Annotated in this window: 26 protein-coding genes; 8 read left to right on the top strand and 18 right to left on the bottom strand. The window is 25.3% G+C overall.

Features of this window, described 5'->3' with window-relative positions; genetic code table 11:
• The first annotated feature begins 107 nt into the window (after positions 1 to 107).
• The gene (locus I4U66_RS08030; RefSeq protein WP_166505751.1) at positions 108 to 863 is read left to right on the top strand and encodes a peptidylprolyl isomerase; all 756 of its coding nucleotides are present in this window, start codon (positions 108 to 110) and stop codon (positions 861 to 863) included.
• A gap of 31 nt (positions 864 to 894) precedes the next feature.
• Here I4U66_RS08030 and I4U66_RS08035 read toward each other — a convergent pair whose 3' ends face one another.
• Positions 895 to 1299: a CBS domain-containing protein gene (locus I4U66_RS08035; RefSeq protein ID WP_092924854.1), complete on the bottom strand. Its 405-nt coding sequence runs from the start codon at positions 1297 to 1299 to the stop codon at positions 895 to 897.
• Between the two features lie 202 nt (positions 1300 to 1501).
• Between I4U66_RS08035 and I4U66_RS08040 the strand changes: the two genes are divergently transcribed.
• Positions 1502 to 2269: a hypothetical protein gene (locus I4U66_RS08040; RefSeq protein WP_092924852.1), complete on the top strand. Its 768-nt coding sequence runs from the start codon at positions 1502 to 1504 to the stop codon at positions 2267 to 2269.
• Positions 2270 to 2353: 84 nt separating this feature from the next.
• Here the strand turns inward: I4U66_RS08040 and I4U66_RS08045 are convergent, their stop codons facing one another.
• Entirely contained in the window at positions 2354 to 2554 is a 201-nt protein-coding gene (locus tag I4U66_RS08045) for a cold-shock protein (RefSeq protein ID WP_092924850.1), read from the bottom strand.
• Positions 2555 to 2689: 135 nt separating this feature from the next.
• A complete protein-coding gene (locus tag I4U66_RS08050; protein WP_243278800.1) occupies positions 2690 to 3835 on the bottom strand; it encodes an amidase domain-containing protein in 1146 nt (381 codons plus the stop codon).
• A 228-nt stretch (positions 3836 to 4063) separates the two neighbouring features.
• Here I4U66_RS08050 and I4U66_RS08055 point away from each other — a divergent pair, with 228 nt between their 5' ends.
• Together I4U66_RS08055 and I4U66_RS08060 are read left to right on the top strand one after the other, a co-directional pair.
• Complete coding sequence (locus tag I4U66_RS08055; RefSeq protein WP_207733536.1) at positions 4064 to 4885, top strand: pyridoxamine kinase; 822 nt, start codon at positions 4064 to 4066, stop codon at positions 4883 to 4885.
• 90 nt (positions 4886 to 4975) lie between these two features.
• Positions 4976 to 5296: a YlbF family regulator gene (locus I4U66_RS08060; protein WP_092924844.1), complete on the top strand. Its 321-nt coding sequence runs from the start codon at positions 4976 to 4978 to the stop codon at positions 5294 to 5296.
• A gap of 64 nt (positions 5297 to 5360) precedes the next feature.
• Here I4U66_RS08060 and I4U66_RS08065 read toward each other — a convergent pair whose 3' ends face one another.
• Positions 5361 to 6440 carry a hypothetical protein gene (locus tag I4U66_RS08065; RefSeq protein ID WP_195928707.1) on the bottom strand — a complete coding sequence of 360 codons (1080 nt, stop codon included), beginning with the start codon at positions 6438 to 6440 and terminating at the stop codon, positions 5361 to 5363.
• A 257-nt stretch (positions 6441 to 6697) separates the two neighbouring features.
• Between I4U66_RS08065 and I4U66_RS08070 the strand changes: the two genes are divergently transcribed.
• On the top strand, positions 6698 to 6916 hold the full coding sequence (locus I4U66_RS08070) for a hypothetical protein (RefSeq protein ID WP_092924840.1): 219 nt from the start codon (positions 6698 to 6700) through the stop codon (positions 6914 to 6916).
• 127 nt (positions 6917 to 7043) lie between these two features.
• On the opposite strand, the gene I4U66_RS08075 is transcribed toward I4U66_RS08070, so the two are convergent.
• The 5 genes from I4U66_RS08075 to I4U66_RS08095 all read right to left on the bottom strand — a co-directional run bounded on the left by I4U66_RS08075 (position 7044) and on the right by I4U66_RS08095 (position 11269).
• Entirely contained in the window at positions 7044 to 7595 is a 552-nt protein-coding gene (locus tag I4U66_RS08075) for a hypothetical protein (protein ID WP_092924838.1), read from the bottom strand.
• Positions 7596 to 7713: 118 nt separating this feature from the next.
• On the bottom strand, positions 7714 to 8718 hold the full coding sequence (locus I4U66_RS08080) for a hypothetical protein (RefSeq protein WP_195928709.1): 1005 nt from the start codon (positions 8716 to 8718) through the stop codon (positions 7714 to 7716).
• Positions 8711 to 9430, bottom strand: a complete 720-nt coding sequence (locus I4U66_RS08085) for a DUF1700 domain-containing protein (RefSeq protein ID WP_166505753.1) — start codon at positions 9428 to 9430, stop codon at positions 8711 to 8713. Before I4U66_RS08085 ends, I4U66_RS08080 begins: the two co-directional genes overlap by 8 nt.
• A gap of 14 nt (positions 9431 to 9444) precedes the next feature.
• Positions 9445 to 9750, bottom strand: a complete 306-nt coding sequence (locus I4U66_RS08090) for a PadR family transcriptional regulator (RefSeq protein WP_092924834.1) — start codon at positions 9748 to 9750, stop codon at positions 9445 to 9447.
• A 190-nt stretch (positions 9751 to 9940) separates the two neighbouring features.
• Positions 9941 to 11269, bottom strand: coding sequence for a hypothetical protein (locus I4U66_RS08095; RefSeq protein ID WP_166505754.1), 1329 nt, complete (start codon positions 11267 to 11269; stop codon positions 9941 to 9943).
• Between the two features lie 178 nt (positions 11270 to 11447).
• Between I4U66_RS08095 and I4U66_RS08100 the strand changes: the two genes are divergently transcribed.
• Positions 11448 to 12569 carry an MGDG synthase family glycosyltransferase gene (locus I4U66_RS08100; protein ID WP_166505755.1) on the top strand — a complete coding sequence of 374 codons (1122 nt, stop codon included), beginning with the start codon at positions 11448 to 11450 and terminating at the stop codon, positions 12567 to 12569.
• An 8-nt stretch (positions 12570 to 12577) separates the two neighbouring features.
• Here I4U66_RS08100 and I4U66_RS08105 read toward each other — a convergent pair whose 3' ends face one another.
• From I4U66_RS08105 to I4U66_RS08115, 3 genes are all read right to left on the bottom strand, one after another.
• Positions 12578 to 13258 (bottom strand): hypothetical protein, encoded by a 681-nt coding sequence (locus I4U66_RS08105; RefSeq protein WP_092924830.1) that lies wholly within the window; start codon positions 13256 to 13258, stop codon positions 12578 to 12580.
• A gap of 139 nt (positions 13259 to 13397) precedes the next feature.
• Positions 13398 to 14162 (bottom strand): M23 family metallopeptidase, encoded by a 765-nt coding sequence (locus I4U66_RS08110; protein ID WP_092924828.1) that lies wholly within the window; start codon positions 14160 to 14162, stop codon positions 13398 to 13400.
• 252 nt (positions 14163 to 14414) lie between these two features.
• Positions 14415 to 16313 carry a glutamine synthetase gene (locus I4U66_RS08115; RefSeq protein WP_166505757.1) on the bottom strand — a complete coding sequence of 633 codons (1899 nt, stop codon included), beginning with the start codon at positions 16311 to 16313 and terminating at the stop codon, positions 14415 to 14417.
• Positions 16314 to 16645: 332 nt separating this feature from the next.
• On the opposite strand from I4U66_RS08115, the gene I4U66_RS08120 reads away from it, so the two are divergent.
• On the top strand, positions 16646 to 17422 hold the full coding sequence (locus I4U66_RS08120; protein WP_092924824.1) for a 3'-5' exonuclease: 777 nt from the start codon (positions 16646 to 16648) through the stop codon (positions 17420 to 17422).
• 24 nt (positions 17423 to 17446) lie between these two features.
• Here I4U66_RS08120 and I4U66_RS08125 read toward each other — a convergent pair whose 3' ends face one another.
• The 3 genes from I4U66_RS08125 to I4U66_RS08135 form a co-directional block, all read right to left on the bottom strand.
• Positions 17447 to 17773, bottom strand: coding sequence for a hypothetical protein (locus I4U66_RS08125; protein WP_092924822.1), 327 nt, complete (start codon positions 17771 to 17773; stop codon positions 17447 to 17449).
• Positions 17774 to 17862: 89 nt separating this feature from the next.
• The gene (locus I4U66_RS08130; protein WP_092924820.1) at positions 17863 to 18615 is read right to left on the bottom strand and encodes an exodeoxyribonuclease III; all 753 of its coding nucleotides are present in this window, start codon (positions 18613 to 18615) and stop codon (positions 17863 to 17865) included.
• Between the two features lie 54 nt (positions 18616 to 18669).
• The gene (locus I4U66_RS08135) at positions 18670 to 19629 is read right to left on the bottom strand and encodes a galactose-1-phosphate uridylyltransferase (protein ID WP_166505758.1); all 960 of its coding nucleotides are present in this window, start codon (positions 19627 to 19629) and stop codon (positions 18670 to 18672) included.
• A gap of 293 nt (positions 19630 to 19922) precedes the next feature.
• Between I4U66_RS08135 and I4U66_RS08140 the strand changes: the two genes are divergently transcribed.
• A complete protein-coding gene (locus tag I4U66_RS08140; RefSeq protein ID WP_092924816.1) occupies positions 19923 to 21143 on the top strand; it encodes a pyridoxal phosphate-dependent aminotransferase in 1221 nt (406 codons plus the stop codon).
• A gap of 85 nt (positions 21144 to 21228) precedes the next feature.
• Here I4U66_RS08140 and I4U66_RS08145 read toward each other — a convergent pair whose 3' ends face one another.
• From I4U66_RS08145 to I4U66_RS08155, 3 genes are all read right to left on the bottom strand, one after another.
• Complete coding sequence (locus I4U66_RS08145; RefSeq protein ID WP_092924814.1) at positions 21229 to 21681, bottom strand: MarR family winged helix-turn-helix transcriptional regulator; 453 nt, start codon at positions 21679 to 21681, stop codon at positions 21229 to 21231.
• Positions 21682 to 21851: 170 nt separating this feature from the next.
• Entirely contained in the window at positions 21852 to 23294 is a 1443-nt protein-coding gene (gene purB, locus I4U66_RS08150) for an adenylosuccinate lyase (protein WP_166505759.1), read from the bottom strand.
• Between the two features lie 87 nt (positions 23295 to 23381).
• A complete protein-coding gene (locus I4U66_RS08155) occupies positions 23382 to 24290 on the bottom strand; it encodes a tyrosine-type recombinase/integrase (RefSeq protein ID WP_195928711.1) in 909 nt (302 codons plus the stop codon).
• Positions 24291 to 24400: the final 110 nt, after the last annotated feature.

The raw sequence follows: 24400 nt of genomic DNA on the forward strand, positions 1-24400 counted from the left end.
ACATATTTAGTATAAAATTTGGAAATGTTAGACATATAAGTTTTTTTCTGATATCATTTAAATTGAAAGTAATATTAATTATAAACTTACATAAAGGAGTAACAATTATGGAAAGAAAAGTTTTAGCAACAATTGGAGAAAAAGAAATCACTAACTACGATGTTGAGAGTGCTCTACAAAGCTTAGAACCATATCAAGCTATGCACTTTAATAGTGAGCAAGGTAAAAAGCAATTATTAGATGATTTAGTTAACCAAGAATTATTCTATATGGAAGCTAAAGAAAATGAATTACATAACGATGAAGAGTTTAAAAAAGAATTACAAAGAGTTCAAGAAAATATGTTAAAGCAATATGCTATAAACAAAGTATTAACTAGTATATCTTTAACTGAAGAAGAAAAGAAGGCTTTCTTTGATGCTAATAAAGATAAATTCCATAAGCCAGAAACAGCTACTGCTAAGCACATATTAGTTGAAACTGAAGAACAAGCTAATGATTTATTAAATAAAATAAAAGCTAATGAAGTATCTTTTGAAGATGCAGCATCAGAACATTCTACTTGCCCTTCTAAAGAAGCTGGTGGAAACTTAGGATCATTCCCTAGAGGACAAATGGTTCCAGAATTTGAAGAAGCAGTATTCAATATGGAAAAAGGTGAAGTAGCAGGACCTGTTAAAACTCAATTTGGATACCACTTAATAAAATTAGAAGATTTAAATAAAGGTGGAGAATCTGAATATGAAGAAGTTAAAAATGAAATAGAAAGAACTTTAATGTATCAAAAGCAAACAGAAGTTTATTCTAAAAAATTAAATGACCTTAGATCTAAATATGGAAATATGATCAAGTTAAATGACTAAAAATAAGACCTAGTATATACTAGGTCTTATCTTATTCTTTTAATTTATTGTAACAATACTCTATAATGTCTTTTCTTTTTATTATACCAATAAAAATTTCTTGATCGTCTATAACAGGAACAAAGTTCTGATTCATAGATTTTGAAATTAAATCTTCTATATTAGCGTTAACATCAACAGGAGAATTGTCTTTTCTTCTATTTACTTCTTTGATAGGAATATCCTCTACTCCCTTTAAATCTAGCGAAAATTTATTTTTTAATGTCCACAATAAATCTCCTTCTGTTATAGTCCCAACATACTTCCCCTCATCATTAATTATGGGAATAGATGAATATCTATGATATTCCATCTTCTCTAGAGTTTGCCTCATAGTGTAGTTTTCATATATATATGCAACTTCACTCTTAGGTGTTAGAAAAAATAATATATTCACTATACTGCACCTCCAATAAGTAAACATTAATTAATTTATATACAAAAGTATTATATTCTTCTTTCTCTCAACTATAATTTTAACATATTTTTATATATATTTTAATTTAAAATATGTTAAAATTATTTTTTTTATTTAAATTATCTTTTATGGGTATATATTAAATAAAAATTATTTATGTTTTAAATTTGGAGGTATAACAATGAAATTTGATTATAATATAGAAGTTAATAGTTTTTTAAATAAAATATATGAACACAAGGTATATGAAATAGCATATGAAAATAATTTATACAATATAGATGCTAAAGTTTTAAAAGATAGATTTGATTTATTAAAAAACACAAAAATATATTTAGGAAGCGATATGCATGAATTTATAGTAAATTTAATTCCTAAAGATAAAGATGGATACTACTTTAGATGTGAAATAGCTAACTATCACAACTACTCTGTTCCTAGAATTTATGACTATAAAGGAGAGCCTATAAAAAATACTAATTACAATAGATATGGTGTACAACTTTGGGAATCTCATATGAATGAATTACTTATAGAAGATATTGAAAGTAAATTTAATCAAGCTGATTTTATTTATTTTATAGATAATAATTTATTAAGCATTGTTGATAAAATAAATGACTATATTAAATCTCGTAGAGATAAAGAAAAGATAGTTATAAAATTTGAAGATAAGAATGAAATATTAGATATAGTGAAATCCCTAATATTAAATGGAAGTCTTGATTTATCTTATGCTGAATTTTTAATTGATATGGACAAATTAAGAGATGAAATGATTAAGTTTAGTACTCCTTTTCATATGTACAATGAATTTGATAAATTAGAAGATGATACTCTTTATTGTTTAGATAATTTCTGTAAATACAATTCTTTAGATTTATTTGATGCTTTGATTAATGAAAAAGGATTTAAATTTATAAATGGAGTTGGACTTGTAAAAGAATAAGTTAATAGTGAAATTAAAAACGCCGCTTAATTGCGGCGGGTGTTTCACATACTACTAGACTTACTAATATATATATGAAATTAATTATAATTTAACTACGTTAGCAGCTTGAGGACCTTTAGCACCTTCAACTATTTCGAATTGAACGTTTTGTCCTTCTTCTAAAGACTTGTATCCATCAGCAGCTATAGCTGAGAAATGTACGAAAACATCTCCTTCACCTTCTACAGATATGAATCCAAATCCTTTTTCATTATTAAACCATTTAACTACACCAGTTTTCATTTAATAGATCCTCCTAAAAACACACAAAAATTATTTAGCTACAAATGTTTGCAACTTTATTATTACTTTAACATATATACATATCATTGTCAAATGTTATTAAGTTTATACACATCAACTTATAGATTCTAGTTTCTAGTAATGTACCTTAATTAAATGAAATCTTATAGCCTTATCACTCCACCCTAAATCCCATGGTACTAGTAATCTATCTGTATTGTGACAAGTTACTAAAGGATATCCTTTTGAGTCAAGTCCTGTTACAGTTGATACGTGAGTTATTCTGCCTCCTTTTTCATATGCCACAAAATCCCCAGGTCTTAAATTATAGGCTTCTTTATAAATATCTTCATAACTTCCTTTTGCTATTAAACTTCCTCTACCACTATATACTATATAATTTTTAAAAGCTTGTGCATTTACCCATGCCTTAGTTCCTGCACCATCTGCGTAATTCCATGTATCATTTTTTTTGAATCTCCCACTTTCAAACATTATTTGAGATGCAAAGTTTGCGCAGTCTCCACCTTCTGGATTATAATCTCTGTAATTTGAGTTGAATTTTAAACCATTTTCTTCATCAGCAGCTGCTCCACAATATTTATGTGCATATTCTATGGCTTTTATTTGCTCTTGCTTTAAATCTAATATTGTAGGCTTTTGCATACTTATATAATTTTTTATGTCTTCAGATTTTATATTATCTAAGTTTAAAGAATCAACAAATGGATCTGTATACCATTCTTTAGTTATTATATATTGATCATCTATTATTTTGACATTTATATAATGATAAGTTCCTATTCTACACATATTTATAATATCTGGTTCTTTATCATATGAATACTTATACTCTGTTGAAACTGTACATATAATGCCGTATAAACCTTCTTCCTTTTCTTTTACTTTTTTGATTTTCACTTTTGCTTTTATATCATTAAACTTAACTCCTTGTTTACTAGACCAATTTTCTAGGTATTTCATCTTTTTTACTTCATGTTCCCATGCCCATAAACCAAACTTTTTATCTACCTCATATAATTCTTTTAGCCCTTCTTCATTTTTATCAAGTATTGCTTTATTTCTATGATCAAATAGTTCTTCAAGAAGAAGCTTGTATTTATTATTTTCGCCATCTTCTATTTTACTTACTTCGGTAGAGTTTGATTTTATTATTAATTCACCTTCTTTTATATATGAATATAATCCAATAGCTATCGTTAATGATAATGATATAATTATAATTTTAGCATACTTATTTTTAATATTAAGTTTTATCAATGTCAGACCTCCTAAAAGCAATTTATGTATTCTCTTGATTTATATTATTATATCCAAACATATTAAAAATAATTTTAATTTATTTAAAGCTTTTACTCTCTCAAATCTTTGTAATATATATTTAAATAAATTGTAACCATACATTTTATTTTTTGTAATTATATATTTGTTTTTGAATTTTTTAGTAGTAATATATTTATATAAATATTTTTATAGGGAGGTGCTATTTTGAAGAAAATAGCTGCTATTCATGATTTATCAGGTATAGGTAGATGTTCTTTAACTGCTGCAATACCTATATTATCTGCATTAAAAACTCAATGTTGTCCTTTTCCTACAGCAATTTTATCTAGTCAAACAGGCTATCCTAAATATAGTTTTTTAGATTTTACTGATCACATGAGAGAATACTCTAATGTTTGGTCTGAGCTTAATATTAATTTTGATTATATCTATAGTGGTTTTTTAGGTTCTAAAGACCAAGTAGATATAGTGATTGACTTTATAAAGAAAAATAATAATTCTTTTGTAATAGTGGATCCTGTAATGGGAGACAATGGAAATATGTATTCTATATTTGATAACGATATGTGTAAAAAAATTAAAAATTTAGTAAAGATATCTAATCTTACGACTCCAAATATAACTGAAGCATGTCTATTAACCAATAGAAGTATTTCTGATATTGGTGATTTGACTAAAAAAGATATTATTAATATGGCCAAAGAAATTTCTGAATTAGGCCCTGAAAATGTAATTATAACTGGAGTAGTTCAGGATGGTTATATACTAAATATTGGATATGATAAAATCAGTGATAATTGTTTTATTACTTCATTTGAATATAATAATTTATCTTATAGTGGCACTGGTGATATATTCACATCTATTATATGTGGCTTAATAGCAAATGGTCATGATTTAGAATTTGCTATTAACAAATCTAGTTATTTTGTTCATAAAGTAGTAAACTATACATCCAAATTTGACACTGATAGAAATGATGGTATTATGTTTGAATACTTTTTAAATGAATTAACTCGCTTATAATGTAAATTATATTCCTTTTAAATATGTAGTATATATTACCTTCTTAAATTATAAAATGTAATATAGTATTTTTTATAAATGGAGGTATATATGGATATAAATAAAAAAGCACTTGAACTTGCTAATTCAATTAAATCTAGTGATGAATTTAAACTTATGAAGAAATCTAAATCCCAACTTGATAAAAATAAAAATTTAAAAAGACAACTTGATAATTATATAGATAAAAAAAATAAGCTTTACTCTAATAATAGAATAGAAGATGCATCAAGTAAATTAGTAGAACTTAACAAGGAATATCAAGAATTTTTTAATTTACCTCTAGTTTCTAGCTATATGAAATCTACTAGAGATTTTAATAATCTCATGGAAAAAGTATATAAGTCTATAGAAAAAGAATTATTAAAATAAGTATAATTTTCTTTAAGAATAAATAAAGAATGCCTGCAGGCATTCTTTATTTATTCTTAGTATTTTAATATCTTGGCCATCCCATATTTTTCATCATATTTTTCATATTCATATAATAGTGCATCCACATATCATTTGCGTCTTGACAATGATTAGAGCAAGCATTCATATAAGGCATTCCGACCATTGGATATTCATCTGCCATATCCCCTATATAGTGCATATTACACATATCATACATAGGGCTTACATAAGTTGCACAATCACAATCTATATACACATCTTCTTTGCAATGTGGCTTACAATATTCTGGCTTTAGACCTATATCACAATATTTCTCTTTATTTTTTTTGCAATATAATTTACTTTCTTTAGTATCGCATGTACAATATTTTTTGTGATCACAATCTATATATTTTTTCATATCCATTTCACACTTATCTAACTTGCTACTACATTTTTTTATCATTTCTTCACATTTTTTAGATTTATGTCCATATTCTTTTATTTTATCTTCTGCAGATTTATAACATTCTAATGCTTTTTCATCAAATTTTAAAGCTTTAGCATATAAACACTTAGCTTTTTCACTGAATTCTTGTGCTCTGTCTCTTAAATCATTTGCTTTTTCACACTTACATCTAGCTTCATTCTCTATTTCTTCAGCTTCTTTATGCAAGCATTTAGCCTTTTCACAAAGTTCTCTAGCTTTTTCCATTAATTCTTTGGCTTTACATTCTGCTGCTCTAGATTCATTCTCGTTGCATTGTGCTTTTTCTCTTAAATCATTAGCTTTTGCTGCTAATACATTTGATGATTTTTCACACTCTCTAGCTTTTTCCATTAACTCCTTAGCTTTACATTCACAGCGTGATGCTTCATCAAATAAATCTTCTGCTTTTTGTGCTAGTTCTAAGCACTTATCTACACATGTAATCTCAAAATGCTCATCACATTTGCAATCGTCCATAAAATCACATTTACTCTCATGATCACAATCTATATATTTTTTTGAAGGTTTTTTGCAACAAACATTTGATTTGTGTGAGTTACATGATTTACATGATTTTACTTTGTCATTGCATACATTGAAATTGTCACACTTAGGTTGACATCCACACCCTTGGCTTTTCTTTTTCTTCATAATACGTCAAAACCCCTTTTGCTGTAATATTCAACTCGCATAATAAACTTATGCTGTCTAATATAATTATATGAAAATCTTAAAATCTGGTTACTAGTTCTTTTAATAATATTATTAAAGTAAATAATCCTAAAATCATAAATATTTTTAATATATCAGTTTTAGATTATATTTTTTTATCATTTACACATCCTATTTATATATTAAAATTTAATTAATTTTTAATATATAAATTATATCTTGATGGGAGTGACACCATGGATAAAGATAATCAATTATTAAAAGGTATTTTAATAGGTTCTACTACATTAGCTGCTTTGAGTGTAATTAGTCCTTCAATTAGAAAAATAACAACTTCAACAGTTAAAGCAACTTGCAAGCAACAAATGAAGCTTCTCGCTGGTATAGGTGTATTATCTATAGCTAACTATATATCAAATCTTGATGATGATATATATACAATAGATGATATATAATTTATATGATAATTGTTTTTACTTTATATTTCTTTGAAATACATATAGAAATATAAAGTAAATTAAAAACAAAATAATCATAAAAACATAAAAAAGTCAGTATTAGAAATACTTCTAATACTGACTTTTAATCTAATGATATTAACTTACCATCATAATATAATTGTACCTCTTTTATCCAATCGCCTTTATAATCTTCTTGAATTATATTTTTTACAATTGTATTTATTGTGTACTCTTTTGTTGTTTCATTTAGATAATCTTTCTTCCAAGATACTCTACTCTCTGAATCAGTCTTTGGTTCTATCAATTCAATCCTTACTTTACTATTACCAGGATAAAGCTTAACTTTCATTGGTAAACTATTAAAGCACTCTTTAGATAATACCTTTATAATACTTTCTATCTTTTCTTGAAGTGTACTATCTTTTTTAACTTCTATATACTTAACCTCTTTAGGATCATCTTTAAGTATATGTATAGGTATGTTAATGCTATCTGAATTTTGCTTAATTTTATCCGATTCCTTTAGTGTTGCTTCACTTTGAGATATTTCACTTTCTACTGCAGAAGATGGTTTAACTTCTACTTTATTATCATCATTTACGCTTTTATCACTACATCCTATAACTAAAAATGAAGTAAAAGCTGTTATAAAACTTAATGCTAATTTATTCATAAGTATACCTCTTCTTTTTATATTTATAAATATTATAACATAGTATACTTTATATTTTTAGCATTTTTTATTGGAGTTAATTGATTATTCTATATTTTTTGGCTATAATTTCATTTATTTAATGTAAATTTATATTATCCGCTTTTACATTTATAATATATTTCTCTTCATTATTTAAATTTTCTTTGTTTAAAGTTCCCTTTAACTCTTTTAAATTTTCATCATTTCTATAATGCTCATCAATAAGCATATTACTTGCATTTATACCTGATATAGACTTCATATCTACACTAAAATTATAATTTTTACTTGGTATGTTTATATAAACGCTTGAATTGTATGCATTTATATTTAATTCTTTAGCTATTGGTATATTTGTATCTATATTAATATTTGAACTACTATTACTATTTTGAGTTATATTTATAGTTTTTGGTATAAATTTTTCAATATCATCTACAAATATTTCATTTTGAGCTGAATATATTTCAATTCCACCACTTTCTATATTAACGTTATCTATTCCTATTAATTCCTCTGTAGATAAATATATATGTCCATTAGATTTTATATCTAGGTTTTTAAGTGTTTTCATCCCTTTAGGCAGTGATATATACCCATTTATAGTCTTATAATATACACTATCTAGTAATAGATTATTTTCTATACTTAATCTTGCATAATCAGTAGATGCATTTACATTTATATTATTTGGAACATATATAATTAAACTTTGACTATTATTATAGTAAAATGCATTAATCACATTTTCTATAAATTCTTCTAAATTGTTGCTTATTTTATAATTATATTCATTTTCATTTTCAACTATACTCAATTTATTGCCATCTTCTTTAATATTGTAGTTACTTGTACCTTTTTTTACTACTTTAACTTCATGTCCTTCATATTTTTCTATTATTATATTACTAACTTTAGTATTTACATCTAAATTTTCTATACTTATATTTTTATTATAAATTACTTGCTCTTTATCTAAGCTTTTTTCTATATTAGATATAGTTTGAGTAAAATAAGGGACAGATGATATAGAAAAGTATATAGTGCCAACTATACCAATTACTATTAATATTATTGAAAATATGGTTACCTTTTTATTCATCATCTTTCTCTCCTTCCTTAAAACTATTCTCTTCTTTATTATTAGCTTCTTTTTTCTTACTAGCATTTATATATAGTTTTCTTGTTTTCATCCAACTTTTATATCTATTTACGCTTGTTTTATATATAGATATTATAAATATATATATTTGCCATGCTAGTATCTGACCACCTACAAATGCAATAGACATAAATACATAAAGTCCCATTACCTCATGTGTTTGAGATATAAAATTCATTATTATAGGCATTGTAGCTACATATAAACCAATTAATGAAACTAATATAATACCAACTACAGATAAAAATAATACTATTAAAAATCTTGGAATGAATACTATTAAAGATAGTATACTAAGACCTAATTGTATTATTTTTCTTTTATTTTGGTCATTATTTTCAATATCTAAAGTTAATTTTTCACTAACTCTATCTTTTAAGTTTATATATTGTCTTTTAAAATTTGACTTTATTATATTTATTTTTAGTCTTATACTATTATCTTCTTCTTTATTTTTAGTCTCTGCTATAAGTTCACTAGCTATAGTTTTAGGTGAACCTAGAGATTTTATTATTTCTATATCGCTTTTTCCCTCTATTGTTCCATCTAAAAAGTATTCTTCATAGTCTCTTAATATATCTCCTATTTCTTCTTCTGAAAAACTACCTTTAAGATAATCTCTTAATATATCTAAAAATTCAGCTCTATTCAATATTATCACTCCTTTTACTCTATTAAAATATTTACAGCCTTTACGAAATCTTTCCACTCTACAATTAACTTATTTAAGTTTTCTTTTCCCAAGTCTGTTAATTTATAATACTTCCTAGCAGGTCCCTCACTCGATTCTAATATATATGTGTCAAAATATCCCTCTTTTGTAAGTCTTCTAAGAATAGGGTATATAGTTCCTTCATTAACTTCTATAACTTTAGATATATTTTGCACTATCTCATATCCGTACATGTCCTTTTTAGAAATAAGAGCTAGTACACATATTTCAAGTACTCCTTTTCTAAACTGAGTATTCACAAAACTCCTCCTCTCATTAAGCAGTCTACTGTGTATAACACACTACATTGTTTTATTACAATAGTGATTATATAATAGCACAGTACTTTGTTTTGCACAATAGTAATTTATAATAAGTTAATATTAAAATTATCCTTTAAGTTGATAATTTTGAAAAAGGAGCTATTTTAAGCTTAAATAGCTCCCTATCTTATATTAAATATCCACTATACAAGTAAGCTATAAATATGTATATTATTATAATTAAATTTATTCTAAGTAAATAAGATATTATAAACTCTTTTATATTTATTTTTAATGCCATTTTATTATTAGCTATATATATAATATTTGTGCTAATAGATGTACAACTTAAAATTCCTATTATACAAATTAAAATTTTGGTTTGTATACTTATACTTTTATCTACATTATTTATTCCTATTATAGTGTTATAAAATACATCTATTATAAATCCTACTAACTCATTTATATTTTTAACTTGCAAAATATCTAATACTGGATTAATCAAAATCTTTATTATTTCTATTATTATCTCACTATTTAATATTATCTGCCCTATATATAGAAATATAACTATATTTGGTATAAGATTTATAGATATACTTATGCTTTCTTCTAAATTATCTATAATTGCTTTAAATAGACCTTTACTATCACTATTAGATAAATAATATTTTATTATTTTTTTTAATTTATCCTTTTTAGGGTAACTATTTTTTTTATTACTTTTTAAATAATATGATTTTTTCTTCTTAGATATTGGATATATTCTACTTAATACTATATTTATTAATATTAATACAGTAGTTGACACCGTAATGGCATAAGCTAGATTTATATTTAGATATCCACATATATAAATAACTATTGGGTATGAAAGTATTGAAAAATTTAATATTATATTACAAGCTTCATATTCCTTTAATTTACCTTCTCTATATAATTTATTAGTCATAAACATTCCACAAAATGGATTTGTAAAAATATATACCAATATATTTAAAAAGCTTATACCATCTATTCTAAATAACAATTTTGTATATTTATTTAGATAAACACTTGTTAATTCTAACAATCCATATTCTAAAAATGGCATAAATAAAACACCTATAGTAAATACAATTATTGTATTTAAGACTACTTCTTCTATAAGAAGATATACATTATCATTTCCTAAAAGTCCGTTTTTACTTCCAAAAAATATATTTACTAAGAAAATTAATGCTACAATTCTACTAATAATAAGAATATTTTTATTTTTCAAGTTACATTTTAATATTTCTTTAAACATTCCTATAATTAAATAAAATACAATACACACTTCTATGAAATGTTTCATATTACTTTGAAGCTTATATGATATATGATATATTAAATTCAATACTTGTCCATTTAATTTAATAGGTATAAAAAATATAATTATTCCAATTGCTGTGTATACTATAGATTTTGATAATTTTATAAAATATTCTCTATTATAATCATCTTTTACATTAATTTTATTAATATTTTCCATATCACCACCTCATTTATTATTTTCAATTCTTATTTGATATTTCCTCTATAAAATTTTAAATTACAAATTATTTATATACATTTAGAAGCTAACATCAACTTCTATTATTGCTTATTTTTCCTTATATGGTTATAATAAATTATACTTATTAAGGTAATTTTTTAGAGGTGAATATTTAATGGATATAGATAATAAAAAGACTGTACTAATTCTTACTGCTCAATTTGGTGCAGGACATATAAGTGCAGCAAATGCCATAAAAGACTATATTTTAGAAAAGGATTCTTCTGTTAATGTAATAATAGAAAATTTTATAACAGCTAGTATACCTAGGATGAATAAACCAATGGTAAAACTTTATGAAAACAATACTAAATATGTTCCTGGACTATATAACTACTATTATTATTTAAAAAAGTCCTTTGATTCAAAACATGATATAGCTCATAAATTATATACTCCTAAGCTTATCGAATTTATATTAGATGTAAATCCTGATGTTATTATATCAACGTTTCCTCTTGCTGCTGCTTGTGTGTATAATTTTAAAATTAAATACCCTAGTATTAATATTCCCACACTAACAGTTGTCACAGATGTAGTTGATAGCCTCGAATGGATATATCCAGATACAAGCATGTATTTTGTACCATCATTAGAAATAAAAAATAGATATGTTCAAAAAGGTATTAATCCAGAATCTATAAAAGTAACTGGTGTACCTATAAACAAAAAATTTTGTATTGAGAATAAGACAAAAGAATCTAATAAGTATAAAATTTTATTACTTGGTGGTGGTAGAGGTTTATTTGATATAGATGAAGATTTCATGTATTGGATTGATGAATTTATAGAAAATAGCTGTAATAACATAGAAATAGCTATTGTTACTGGTAAAAATAAGAAGCTTTATGATATATTAAAAGAAAAAAAACCTTTAAACAATATTAAAGTTTTAGGATTTGTTACTGATATGCACAATCTGCTAAGAGAGTATGATTTAATGATAACTAAACCTGGAGGGGCAACACTTTTTGAGGGAATTCTTTCTCAAACACCAGTTGTCGTTAAGCTTCCTAAGGTAGGACAAGAAATAGAAAATGCCCGATTCATAATAGATAAAGGAATTGGATTAGTATATACAAATGATGAAGATTTAAAAGATATTTTTAATAGTATAGCTTCAAATAAATTTGATTCTATATTTAATTTTATGAAGTGCAATATGAAATCTTTTAAAAACACTATAGAAAATGAAAGTATTGGAGACAGTATTTTAAATCTAATAAATAACAAGTAATACACTTGTTATTTATTAGATTTTTTACATTTATCTAAATATATTATATTGTCTTTTTTGCTTTCTAATACCTTTGTATTTTTATTTCTTAACTTTTTACTAGCATGATTAAATATATTATATGTTATATATATTTCTCCTATAAGAAATAATATATTTACTAACATCTCTAATGTTAATGTTATTTTGTAACTTTCGTTGCTATAATTTATTATAGTGTAATACTTAATAAATATTATAGCTAAAATATGAATATTTATTATATTTGAAATTCTATTAAATTCATTACAAAGATTATACTTTCTTATATTATTTTTTATAATATACTTACTATGACCATTAGCTCTTAGTATATCTGTGTATAAAGCACTTGCTATATCTTTTTTTAATAAATTACTAATAATTATAGCTACTAATATTCCTATTAGGATATATATATCATATGCATATTTTTCAAAGCTTGAATCCATATCTTTTTTTACTAAATGTATTATTATATATATGCAAGAAAATATTATTGCTGTAATGTTTAATCTATGTTGGCTTTTAAATGTATAAAGTGAATAAAGTATTCCTGGCACTATTAATAATATAGCTATATACTCTAGACTTTTCCATTCACTTATATAGCAAACCCCCAAAGGTAAAAGTATATAACAAAGCATATCTAATAGAAAATCTTTTTTCATGGCATCATCCCTTTTTAAATTTTCTAAATTTTCTAAATTTTTAACTTATAGATTAGGCTTATGTTTTTTGATTACTTTATTATAATTTATTTTATGCTAAAAAGAAGGGTATATTACCCTCCTTTTTAATATATTTAAATTATTTTATTACTCCATCAATAGGATTTGTAGTTTCTCCATTTAATAAAATCTCAAAGTGGACATGATTACCAGTTGAATTTCCTGTACTTCCAACTTCCGCTATAGCTTGTCCTTTTTTTACTATATCACCTTTATTAACTCTATTATATGAGTTATGTGCATATACTGTTGTCTTTCCATCAAAATGTTTTACCTTCACAACATTACCATACCCATTTTGACTACCAGAAAACTCTACTATTCCATCATCACTAGCTAATATTTCAGTAGACTTAGGAGCAGGTATATCTATCCCTCTATGAAAATTTGCTTTTTTAGTTATTGGATGTATTCTTTGTCCATATGCAGAGCTTATTTCATAATATGATTTTAAAGGCCATATGCCAGGTATAAAACTTAAATTATTTTTATCTAAATACTCTTTCTTCTCTTTCTCTATGCTCTTTTGGATTTGTATACTATCTATCATTATATTTTCTAATTCTTTTTCTAATGCTTTTTTGTTTTCTTGTAATGAATATTCTTTTTCTTCTACTAGATCCATATCTTCTTCTAAAAAGCTTATACTTATAACTTCTATAGATTCACTTTCTTCTTTTTTTAATTCTAAGTCTAGTTCATTTATTTTTTTAGATATTTCCTTTTGCTTTTGCTCATTTTCTATTAGTCTATCAATTTGTAATTCTGTTGATGCATGTACATTATTGTATGGCAAAATACATACTAATAAAATTAACATATAAGTAAATATATTTTTTCTCATTTTTTCACTCCTTTTAAAACTATTTATCAGTATTAACTATTTTTTACATTTTTATTACATTTTTTATTCAATTTAAGAATTATTGTTAAGTAATAAAGTAAACTTTCCTAATTTTTTATTATAAAAATTTACTTCACCTAAGCGACATGTAGATAAAATACTTTATGCCGTCAACGACTTTGTCAGTTGCTTAAAATATAATTTTTTGTATATAAAAAAGAGCTATTCTCTATTTGAGATAGCTCCTTTACTTTAGTAAATATTTTTTTTGTAATCTGCATATAGTGCTTGAATATCTTCTATATATCCATTTAATTCTAATTGTAACTTTGATACTTTTTCAAAATCATTAAATTCTATAGCTTCTTTTATTTCTGTAAATAGTGATTTTTTAGTTAATGTATCTTTCATAACTTTAAACTTTATATCACATATTTTATTCCATGTAACTTCATCTAAAGCGTCCATATTTTCATTATTATGTAATTTTACACAATTTCTTATTATTTCTCTATCATTTTGTATTATTCTATTATTTAATTCCTTTGTCCACTTGTCTATAGCACCTGTCTTAAATGAATCTATTATAGCTTCTGTGAATACATCTCCCATTTTTAACACGTCTACCTTAGATTTATCTATTTCTAGATTTCTCATATTTTCATAAACAGTTGCTGGTGGTACTGAGAATCTTTCATTTCTCTCTTCAATTGTATAATACTCAAATACATCATTTTCATCTCTGTATGATCTATTTTTTTCTAAATAAAAACTTTCTTCTCCTATATCTTTAGATATTTCTTTTTCAAGTTCCTTAGTTGTTAATTTACTTTTAGCTACTGCTTTTATTCCATCTAACATAGTTTGGTAACATCCAGCTACAACTAAGTATGTATTTGAAAGTGGATTTGGAGATCTTAGTTCAAATCTTACTGTTTTAGGGTTTTTAATATCTCTTACTAACCCTACTAATACAGATCTATTTCTTGATGGTAGTTTATAGCTATGACCTAGAGATGTAACTATACAAACAGGTGCTTCAAACCCTGGAACCAGTCTATTAAATCCATCATTAGTTGCCGTTACTATAGGATTTAATACTTCATAGTTTTTAAGGATACCCATAAGTGCTCCATAACCAATTTCACTTACATAATCTTTATTCATATCTCTTGGCGCAAATAAATTTTTTATACTTCCATCCTTTAATTTTGCACTAACTCCTACGTGAGTGTGTCCTCCACTACCTGCAACTCCATGTATAGGTTTTGCTTTAAATGTTACTTCAAGTCCATGAGACGTAAATACGTCTTCTATTATCTCCCTTACTAATAACTCATTGTCCGCTGTTTGTATAGGGCTAGAAAATTTCCATGATATTTCTAATTGCTCCATCGCGTGGTTAGTTTTACCATCTATACTTATAGAACTATTTATTCCCCCTACTTCTTTATGTGCCATTTCTGGATTTATTCCCATTTTTTGAAGTACTATTATTGACTTTTCTAGGCACGTTCTTATTATTCCATGTGTTCTTTTCCAGTACTGTTCTTTTAAGCTTTGAGATACCGATAATTTCTCTAAGTCAGCTTTATCTTCTGGAGTATTTACCCAAAACTCTAATTCAGTTGCAGCTGTTAGTATTATATCTTCTATATCATCTGCTTTTTCTATTCCTATATTATTTATAAGATGTGGATATTCCCTAAATAACTCTATTATAGAGTTTTTAAAATATTTTTCTGATTTTTTAAGTATTCCCCTTGAACAAACTTTTTTATTTTCATGTATTAAAAATGCAGGTATTCTAAGGGTACCTACAGGCAAATTAGTTTCTTCATCTATATGCTCAAAATTATAATCTATAAACCATGTACACTCTGTATCTGGCATTAAATCTACCTTAGCATTGTTTAATGTAGCAATATTATAAAGCTCAACACTTGAACCATCAGTTTGAACTGCCGATTCTAAGAAATTGTCTATATCATCTAAAAACAATTCCATAGGTATTTTTTCATCAGTTGCATTTCCACCTAAGTCAACACCCATTAATGATACAAACTTTATATGCTTGTTTTTACTTAATATATCTCTAAGATTTTTTTCATTATGATTATCTCTTTCTATTGTATATAATAGTTTTTGCATTTAAGCACACTCCCCTATAAGATATGTATTTTGTACTGAAAAATATACACGATACCTAAAACTTTTATATTTTAATTTTTATAAATCGTTTTGTTCGTATTTTAATTTATACTTATTATATATTAAGCTTTTAAAGTTCGCAATATTTTTATTAATTTATATTTTAAACATATTCACGATATTACTTATTACTGTTTTTTATACATTTATTTAACATTTTTATCAATATAGGGTATACTAAAGTAAGATGTATTTTTATATATTAATACAAGTAATTTTATAATTTAATTATACATTTTATCACAAGATAAGATTATTAGGAGAGAAGTATTATGGAATATATAGTTTTTGACTTAGAATTTAATCAAGGCTTTGACAAAAAAATTAATAAGACAGTATCTAATGAAAAATGTCCTTTTGAGATAATTCAAATAGGTGCAATTAAATTAGATAGCAATTTTAATCTAATAGATACCTTTAATAGCTATGTAAAACCTCAACTATACAAAAAAATTCATCCTTTTGTTGGTAAAATGACTAATATCACTATAGATGATGTTTTAGATGCACCTACCTTTCCACAAGTTTATAAGGATTTTAAAAAATTTATTTCTACTAAAAATCCTGTGCTTTGTGTATGGGGAACTGGTGATTTAAAAGAGCTATATAGAAATATAAATTACTATAGTCTACCTTCTAAAACTTTGCCTAAATCATATATAAATATACAACATCACGCTTCAAATTACTTTAATAATCCCGCTGGAAAAAGTATTGGTCTTCAAAATGCTATTAATATATTAGGATTAAATCAAGACAAATCATATCATAATGCTTTAAATGATGCATATTATACTTCTCAAGTGTTTATTAAAATATATAATCCAAGTATAGTTCCTGATGTATATATGTATACTACAGTTAAAGCACCTTGTTCTTCTAAAAGAAGTCAAAAAAAGCAATTAGATTATGATAAACTATTCAAAGAATTTGAAAAACTTCTTGAAAGACCATTAACTCGTGAAGATAAAAAAATTATTGATTTAGCATATAAGATGGGGAAAACTGGCCAATTTTTAAGTGGTGAACCTAAATATAAAAAAAGATAGAGTATATACTCTATCTTTTTTTATTTAAATATTTATAAATAGCATCTTCATAAGCTCATACTGAGCAAATTCTACACTTTTTATTTCTTTACTTTCACTTCTATTTAGCTCTTTTTCTCCTATAAATACATCTTTATCACCTATATTGGCATATAGTTCATTTAATATATTTAAAAAGTCACATACCTTAACAGATTCTTCTTTTGACTTTAGCAAGGTTATATATTCATTCTCTCGATCTTCATATAAACACTCTATTCCATATAGTATATTATCTTCTTTTATATAAATAACCTCTCCGCCTAAAGATTCTCCTTTTTCTAATTTATGCTTAAGCTCTAATAATTTCATTTTGTCCCCCTTAATATAAATTTTTCTTATGATTTAATATAATCATGCTACTATACATTATATTAAGGTGATATAAAATTTATTAATAATTATTTTATGACTAATTCTATAGGACAATGATCAGATCCTAATATTTGTGTATGTATATCAGCACTAACTAATCTATCTTTCATATCATCACTTACTACAAAGTAATCAATTCTCCATCCAGAATTATTTTTTCTTGCATTAAATCTATAAGACCACCAAGAATATACGCCTTCTTTATCTACATTAAAATATCTATATGTATCTATAAATCCAGAATCTAAAAGTTCTGTAAATTTATTTCTTTCTTCATCTGTAAATCCTGCATTTTTTCTATTAGTTTTAGGATTTTTTAAATCAATCTCTTTATGAGCAACATTTAAATCTCCACATACTACAACAGGCTTTTTAGTATTTAATTCTAATAAATAATTTCTAAAATCATCTTCCCATTTCATTCTGTATTCTAGTCTTTTTAATTCACTTTGAGAGTTTGGTGTATATACTGTTATAAAGTAAAAGTCATCAAATTCTAAAGTTATTACTCTTCCCTCTTTATCATGTTCTTCTATATTTAACCCATAAGATACACTTAAAGGTTCTATTTTAGAAAATATAGCAGTTCCTGAATATCCCTTTTTTTCTGCATAATTCCAATATTGGTGATATCCTTTTAAATCAAGGTCTATTTGACCTTCTTGAAGCTTTGTTTCTTGTAAACAAAATATATCTGCATCTACTTCATTAAAGTAGTCTAAAAATCCTTTTGTTACACACGCCCTTATTCCATTTACATTCCAAGATATTAATTTCATTTATTCCTCCTAAGTTTATTATTGTATTTTTATATTACCCAGTTTTAATTATTATCAATCTATATTATTAAACCTTAATTTATTTGCAAATTCTGAAGGATTAATTGATGATACATATAGCCCTGTACTTAATTCAAATCCTCCAAAACTATATTTCCTAGGTATTATATGCATATGAAAATTATAATACTCATCACATTTTATTTTATTTGGATGTGTATGTATATATAGATTAAAAGGACTATATCCTCTTACCTTATATAGTTTTTTAAATAATTTTTCAAATATTTTAGATAATTCATCTATATGTTTGTCTTCCATGTTTTCAAATCTAATTTTGTCTTTTGATATAATTCTTATCTCACCGCTATATCTAGTGGCATAAGGAACTAAAGCTAAAAAGTATTTACCATTGTATATAGTTCTTTTAAATTCTTTAATTTCTTTATTTATTGTATCTTCATATAAAGATGATTTATTTTGATTATAATAATCCTTTGCTATATTTATTTCATTGTATATTTCTGGTGGTACAATTGATAGAGATATGATTTGAGTATGAGGATGATCTAATGATGCACCTGATTTTCTTAAAAAGTTTTTAAAAATACTAACATACTCTATCCCTTTATCATTTATTAAATTTTTATATCTATTTTTATACATCTCAAACATATGAATAAACTCTTCTTTAGTCATGTTATAAAAATTACCATTGTGCCTATAGGTATCTATCATTACTTCGTGAATGCCATATATGTCTTCTTTTTCATCATTTATTATAGGAAATTTATTATTTACAGATTTTACAAGCCATCCATTTTTATCACATACCTTATATTTTTCATCCTCTATAAATTCTTCATTTCCTCTACAAAAAGGACATTTTACTTCATACTCATTGTATATTTCCACTTCTTCATAATTTTTAGCTTTATCCATAGGCCTTTTTGACCTATCCTTTGCTACTATTATTTTATCATTATTCATGTTATCTATTATTAAGTTACTCATTTATAACACCTCTTAGAAATACATTCTTTATTATAAAAGCCTTATACTATTGATTTTACATTATATATCCATTTTTTTGCTACTTTTTTAATATCTTTAACTATTTGTGTATATTCTTATATTTATGTATACAAGATTTTTCACGCCATATATGCTACTATAATCTTGAAATTATAAATTGACTTTTTAAAGCTATCTATGGAAAATCTACTATAAAGCTTTATCGTCATAATATTATTTCCTATGGGCTATAAAATTGTCTGGTTATTTTAATTATATAGGAGGTAGTTTAAATGAAATATTCACAGAGAGTATCTGCTATGCAGTCTTCTCCAATAAGAAAGTTAGTTCCTTATGCACTTGATGCAAAATCTAGAGGAATTAAAGTTTATCATTTAAATATAGGCCAACCAGATATAAAGACTCCAAAAGGATTTTTTGAAGCAGTAAAAAACTTTGATAGTAATGTATTAGAATATGCTGTATCTAATGGTATTCCAGAATTAATAAAATCACTTCAAGATTATTATACTACATATGATATGCATTTTGATAAAGATGAAATACTAATTACTAATGGAGGTAGTGAAGCAATACTTTTCACTCTTATGGCAATATGTGATCCAGGAGATAATATAATAGTACCAGAACCTTTTTATACTAACTACAATGGCTTTAGTCAGTGTATAAATGTAGAAGTAAATCCTATAACAACTAAAGCTGAAAGAGGATTCCACTTACCATCTAAAGAAGAAATCACATCAAGAATCAATTCGAAAACTAAGGGTATATTACTTTCCAACCCAGGTAATCCAACAGGAACAGTTTATACGAAAGAAGAAATAGATATGATAGGTAAAATAGCTATAGAAAACAACTTATGGATAATAGCAGATGAAGTTTATAGAGAATTTGTATACGATGGTCTTTCATATACAAGTTTCGGTAATGTAAAAGAAATAGAAGATAGAGTTGTTATAATAGACAGTGTATCTAAAAGATACAGTGCTTGTGGAGCAAGAATTGGTTCTATAGCATCTAAAAATAAAGGGCTTATAGCACAAATATTAAAACTTTGCCAAGGAAGACTTTGTGTACCTACATTAGAACAAATAGGCTCAGTTGAGCTATATAAGACTCCAACTTCATACTTTAAAGAAGTTAATGAGGAATATAGAAGAAGAAGAGATGTTTTATATAATGAATTAATGAAGGTTGATGGTGTAGTTTGTAAAAAGCCTACTGGTGCATTTTATATAGTTGCTAAGCTTCCTGTTGAAAATGCTGAAGATTTCGTTATATGGATGCTAAAAGATTTTAATAAAGATAATGAAACAGTTATGGTTTGTCCTGCTGAAGGATTCTACTCAACAGAAGGCTTAGGTCGTGATGAGATTAGGCTTGCATATATATTAAATGAAGATGACTTATTAAAAGCTGCTTCTATATTAAAAGAAGGACTTGAAAAATACGTAGAACTAAAAAAATCTCAATTATCATCTGCTGATGCTTAATATAATTTCCTTGTATGTAAAAAAAGAGGTATAATTTTTACCTCTTTTTTATTTATTTTCATAATATAAAATTTTTCTTATATATTTATCTGAAGTTTTCTTGATTTAGTATATCTTCTAAAGTATTTATAGCGTCCCTATATCTTTTTATATCTTCATCATTTAATTTACTTAATTTATCTTCTAGTTTTTGGCTTAACTTTTCCATAAAATCTGATGCAAGATTCATTCCCTTGTCTGTTATACTTATTAAATACTTTCTTCTGTCTGATAAATCTCTAGTTCTTATTACATATCCTTTTTCTGTTAAATCATCAACCATGCTAGTTAAACTCCCCTTTTCTATGTTTAACTTTGAACATAGATCGGTCATACTTATATCCCCATAGTTTTTGATAAACATCAAAGCTCTTAATTGCGTTTTATTAACATTTTTTATAGAAGAATATTCTTTTAAATATTCTAAATATAAACTTGAATATATTTTTGGAAATGTTCTTGATAAAAACGCGATTGTATCTGATACTACGTGGTTCATTTTGCCTCCTTAGATGTTTATATATATTTCTTTTTCTAACTATTAGTTTACATTATAAATCTAATTAAGACAATACTTTTTATTTTATTTTAAAATAATTTTATTATATATTTTTATTTTGTATTATTTTATATTAAAAAAGTACCATATAATATGGTACTTTTAAAAATTTATACGTGTAAGTCTATTGTCATTCCTATTTGCTCTTTAAACTCTTCTATTGCAGGATCTAAATATTCTTTTACAAATTCTACAACTTGTTCTGGAGCTCTACCTATGAAGTTTTTAGGATCCATTACAGATAGTATTTCTTCTCTAGACATTTTGAAAGAATCATCATTTATTATAAGCTCTATTAAGTTGTTATCTTTACCTTCTTGCTTTACTCTATAAGCTGCTTGCATAGAGTACTCTCTTATTATTTCGTGAAGTTCTTGTCTATCTCCACCTCTTTTTACAGCTTCCATAAGTATATTTTCTGTAGCCATAAATGGAAGTTCTTCATTTATATGTTTATTTATCATGTTTTCGTAAACTACTAATCCATTAGTTACATTTATACCTATTTCTATTATAGCATCTGCTGCCATAAATGCTTGTGGTATAGATAATCTCTTGTTTGCTGAATCATCTAAGCTTCTTTCTAACCATTGAGTAGCTTGTACTAATGCAGGACTTATTGATTCTGCTATTATATATTTAGAAAGTGATGCTATTCTTTCACTTCTCATTGGGTTTCTCTTATATGCCATAGCAGATGATCCTATTTGATTCTTTTCAAATGGTTCTTCTATTTCTTTTAAACTTTGTAGTAATCTTATATCATTAGTCATTTTATGCATACTTTGTGCTATACCAGATAATACACTTAACACTTGATAATCTAATTTTCTAGTATATGTTTGTCCACTTACTGCATAAGAAGATTTATATCCCATCTTTTCACAAACTAACTTATTAAGTTCTTTTACTTTTTCATGATCTCCTTCAAATAGACTTAAGAAACTTGCTTGAGTTCCAGTTGTACCTTTAACTCCTCTTAGCTTCATATTATCTATTCTGTAGTTTATATCTTCTAAATCTAGTATTAAATCTTGAGCCCATAATGTAGCTCTTTTACCTACTGTTGTAAGCTGTGCTGCTTGGAAATGTGTAAATCCAAGTGTTGGAACGTCTTTATACTTTAATGCAAACTCTCTTAAGTTGTTTATTAAGTTTACAAGCTTTATTCTTATAAGTTTTAAAGCCTCATCCATTTGTATAACATCTGTATTATCTCCAACATAAGCTGAAGTAGCACCTAAATGTATTATACCTTTAGCGCTATCACATTGAAGTCCATATGCCTTTACATGACTCATTACATCATGTCTTACTTCTTTTTCTATCTTTCTAGCTTCATCAAAATTTATATTATATATGTTAGCTTTTAATTCTTCTATTTGTTCATCAGTTATATTTATTCCTAATTCCTTTTCACCTTCTGCAAGTGCCACCCATAACTTTCTCCAAGTTGAGAATTTAAATTGTGGAGAGAATATATAGCTCATATCCTTGCTACAATATCTATCTATTAAAGGGTTTTGGTATGTACTATATTTTTTATCTATCATAATTTTTCGCACCTTCCTTAAGTTGTTATATAATAATTATATAAAATATTACGAACCATAACAAGTTTTTTTTTATTTATGTTCATTTTATTTGTTATTTAACGTAAGATTTTCTTTTTGCATCATATAATCTATACTTTCACTATCAACAAAATTTAATACATATTTATACCTTATAGCATAGTATTTATCACTCCAACCTAATTGCTTCTTTATATCAGATTCATTAGCACCTAGTCTTAGTGCTATAGCAGCATAAGAGTGTCTAAAATCTTTTGCAGAATATTGGCAAAGCCCAGCATTATCTAACGCTTTTCTAACTATTAATCTGACATTTCTATCGGTTATAGAATTACTTTTTTGAGTTGTAAATACAAAATCTTCTGTAGGCATTATAACCTCTGATAATCCAGAATAATTTCTGTAATCCTCTAATAGCTTAAAACAATATGGATGTAATTTTACTATCCTTTCTTTTCTTTTTTTGCCAAGTCTTACATAGTGGTTATCTTTTTCATCTACCATAAGATCTTTCCATTTTAAACTAACTACTTCATTTAATAAACATCCTGTTGTTACTAAAAATACTATTATAGCTCTATCTCTTATAGTTAACTTATATATGGAATCTACTAGTTGATTTATTTCTTGAATACTTAACACGTCATCTTTAGTTTTTATTCTAGTTACTTCAGGCTTTTCTACATATCTAAATGGGTTTACTTCTATATATTCTTCTTTCATTAAAAAATTATAGAAACTATGTAAATAACTATATATCTTTTCTGATGTTGACTTTGCATAGTTTTCTTTTACATTATCGATAAATTTTTGACAATCTTCTTTATCTGCATATAAGAGTTCTTTATCATCTATAAACTCTTTAAATGCTATTATTTTTGATAAGTAATCATGCCTAGTTGCTGGGTTAAGTTTTTTCGAAAAGTTTTTAAAAATCTCATATTCATAATCATCTAATTCTATAATTTTATTCATATATTTATCCTTTCATCTCATATATTATATTTAGTTGACACCTTATAATTTTTATTGGTATACTCTAAGTTGACGTTAATTTAGTATATTAAAATTTTATGTTGGAGGAA

This window comes from Romboutsia sp. D33t1_170424_H2, from assembly GCF_015669105.1.
In the GTDB taxonomy this organism is placed as follows: domain Bacteria; phylum Bacillota; class Clostridia; order Peptostreptococcales; family Peptostreptococcaceae; genus Romboutsia_C; species Romboutsia_C hominis.

What these genes read in the sequence shown, in the direction of transcription:
- I4U66_RS08080 (WP_195928709.1), bottom strand. Translation starts at nt 8,718, where the DNA reads ATGAATAAAAAGGTAACCATATTTTCAATAATATTAATAGTAATTGGT.
- I4U66_RS08125 (WP_092924822.1), bottom strand. Translation starts at nt 17,773, where the DNA reads ATGAAATTATTAGAGCTTAAGCATAAATTAGAAAAAGGAGAATCTTTA.
- I4U66_RS08040 (WP_092924852.1), top strand. Translation starts at nt 1,502, where the DNA reads ATGAAATTTGATTATAATATAGAAGTTAATAGTTTTTTAAATAAAATA.
- I4U66_RS08095 (WP_166505754.1), bottom strand. Translation starts at nt 11,269, where the DNA reads ATGGAAAATATTAATAAAATTAATGTAAAAGATGATTATAATAGAGAA.
- I4U66_RS08070 (WP_092924840.1), top strand. Translation starts at nt 6,698, where the DNA reads ATGGATAAAGATAATCAATTATTAAAAGGTATTTTAATAGGTTCTACT.
- I4U66_RS08110 (WP_092924828.1), bottom strand. Translation starts at nt 14,162, where the DNA reads ATGAGAAAAAATATATTTACTTATATGTTAATTTTATTAGTATGTATT.
- I4U66_RS08120 (WP_092924824.1), top strand. Translation starts at nt 16,646, where the DNA reads ATGGAATATATAGTTTTTGACTTAGAATTTAATCAAGGCTTTGACAAA.
- I4U66_RS08065 (WP_195928707.1), bottom strand. Translation starts at nt 6,440, where the DNA reads ATGAAGAAAAAGAAAAGCCAAGGGTGTGGATGTCAACCTAAGTGTGAC.
- I4U66_RS08135 (WP_166505758.1), bottom strand. Translation starts at nt 19,629, where the DNA reads ATGAGTAACTTAATAATAGATAACATGAATAATGATAAAATAATAGTA.
- I4U66_RS08130 (WP_092924820.1), bottom strand. Translation starts at nt 18,615, where the DNA reads ATGAAATTAATATCTTGGAATGTAAATGGAATAAGGGCGTGTGTAACA.
- I4U66_RS08060 (WP_092924844.1), top strand. Translation starts at nt 4,976, where the DNA reads ATGGATATAAATAAAAAAGCACTTGAACTTGCTAATTCAATTAAATCT.
- I4U66_RS08030 (WP_166505751.1), top strand. Translation starts at nt 108, where the DNA reads ATGGAAAGAAAAGTTTTAGCAACAATTGGAGAAAAAGAAATCACTAAC.
- I4U66_RS08105 (WP_092924830.1), bottom strand. Translation starts at nt 13,258, where the DNA reads ATGAAAAAAGATTTTCTATTAGATATGCTTTGTTATATACTTTTACCT.
- I4U66_RS08100 (WP_166505755.1), top strand. Translation starts at nt 11,448, where the DNA reads ATGGATATAGATAATAAAAAGACTGTACTAATTCTTACTGCTCAATTT.
- I4U66_RS08155 (WP_195928711.1), bottom strand. Translation starts at nt 24,290, where the DNA reads ATGAATAAAATTATAGAATTAGATGATTATGAATATGAGATTTTTAAA.
- purB (WP_166505759.1), bottom strand. Translation starts at nt 23,294, where the DNA reads ATGATAGATAAAAAATATAGTACATACCAAAACCCTTTAATAGATAGA.
- I4U66_RS08075 (WP_092924838.1), bottom strand. Translation starts at nt 7,595, where the DNA reads ATGAATAAATTAGCATTAAGTTTTATAACAGCTTTTACTTCATTTTTA.
- I4U66_RS08140 (WP_092924816.1), top strand. Translation starts at nt 19,923, where the DNA reads ATGAAATATTCACAGAGAGTATCTGCTATGCAGTCTTCTCCAATAAGA.
- I4U66_RS08115 (WP_166505757.1), bottom strand. Translation starts at nt 16,313, where the DNA reads ATGCAAAAACTATTATATACAATAGAAAGAGATAATCATAATGAAAAA.
- I4U66_RS08145 (WP_092924814.1), bottom strand. Translation starts at nt 21,681, where the DNA reads ATGAACCACGTAGTATCAGATACAATCGCGTTTTTATCAAGAACATTT.
- I4U66_RS08045 (WP_092924850.1), bottom strand. Translation starts at nt 2,554, where the DNA reads ATGAAAACTGGTGTAGTTAAATGGTTTAATAATGAAAAAGGATTTGGA.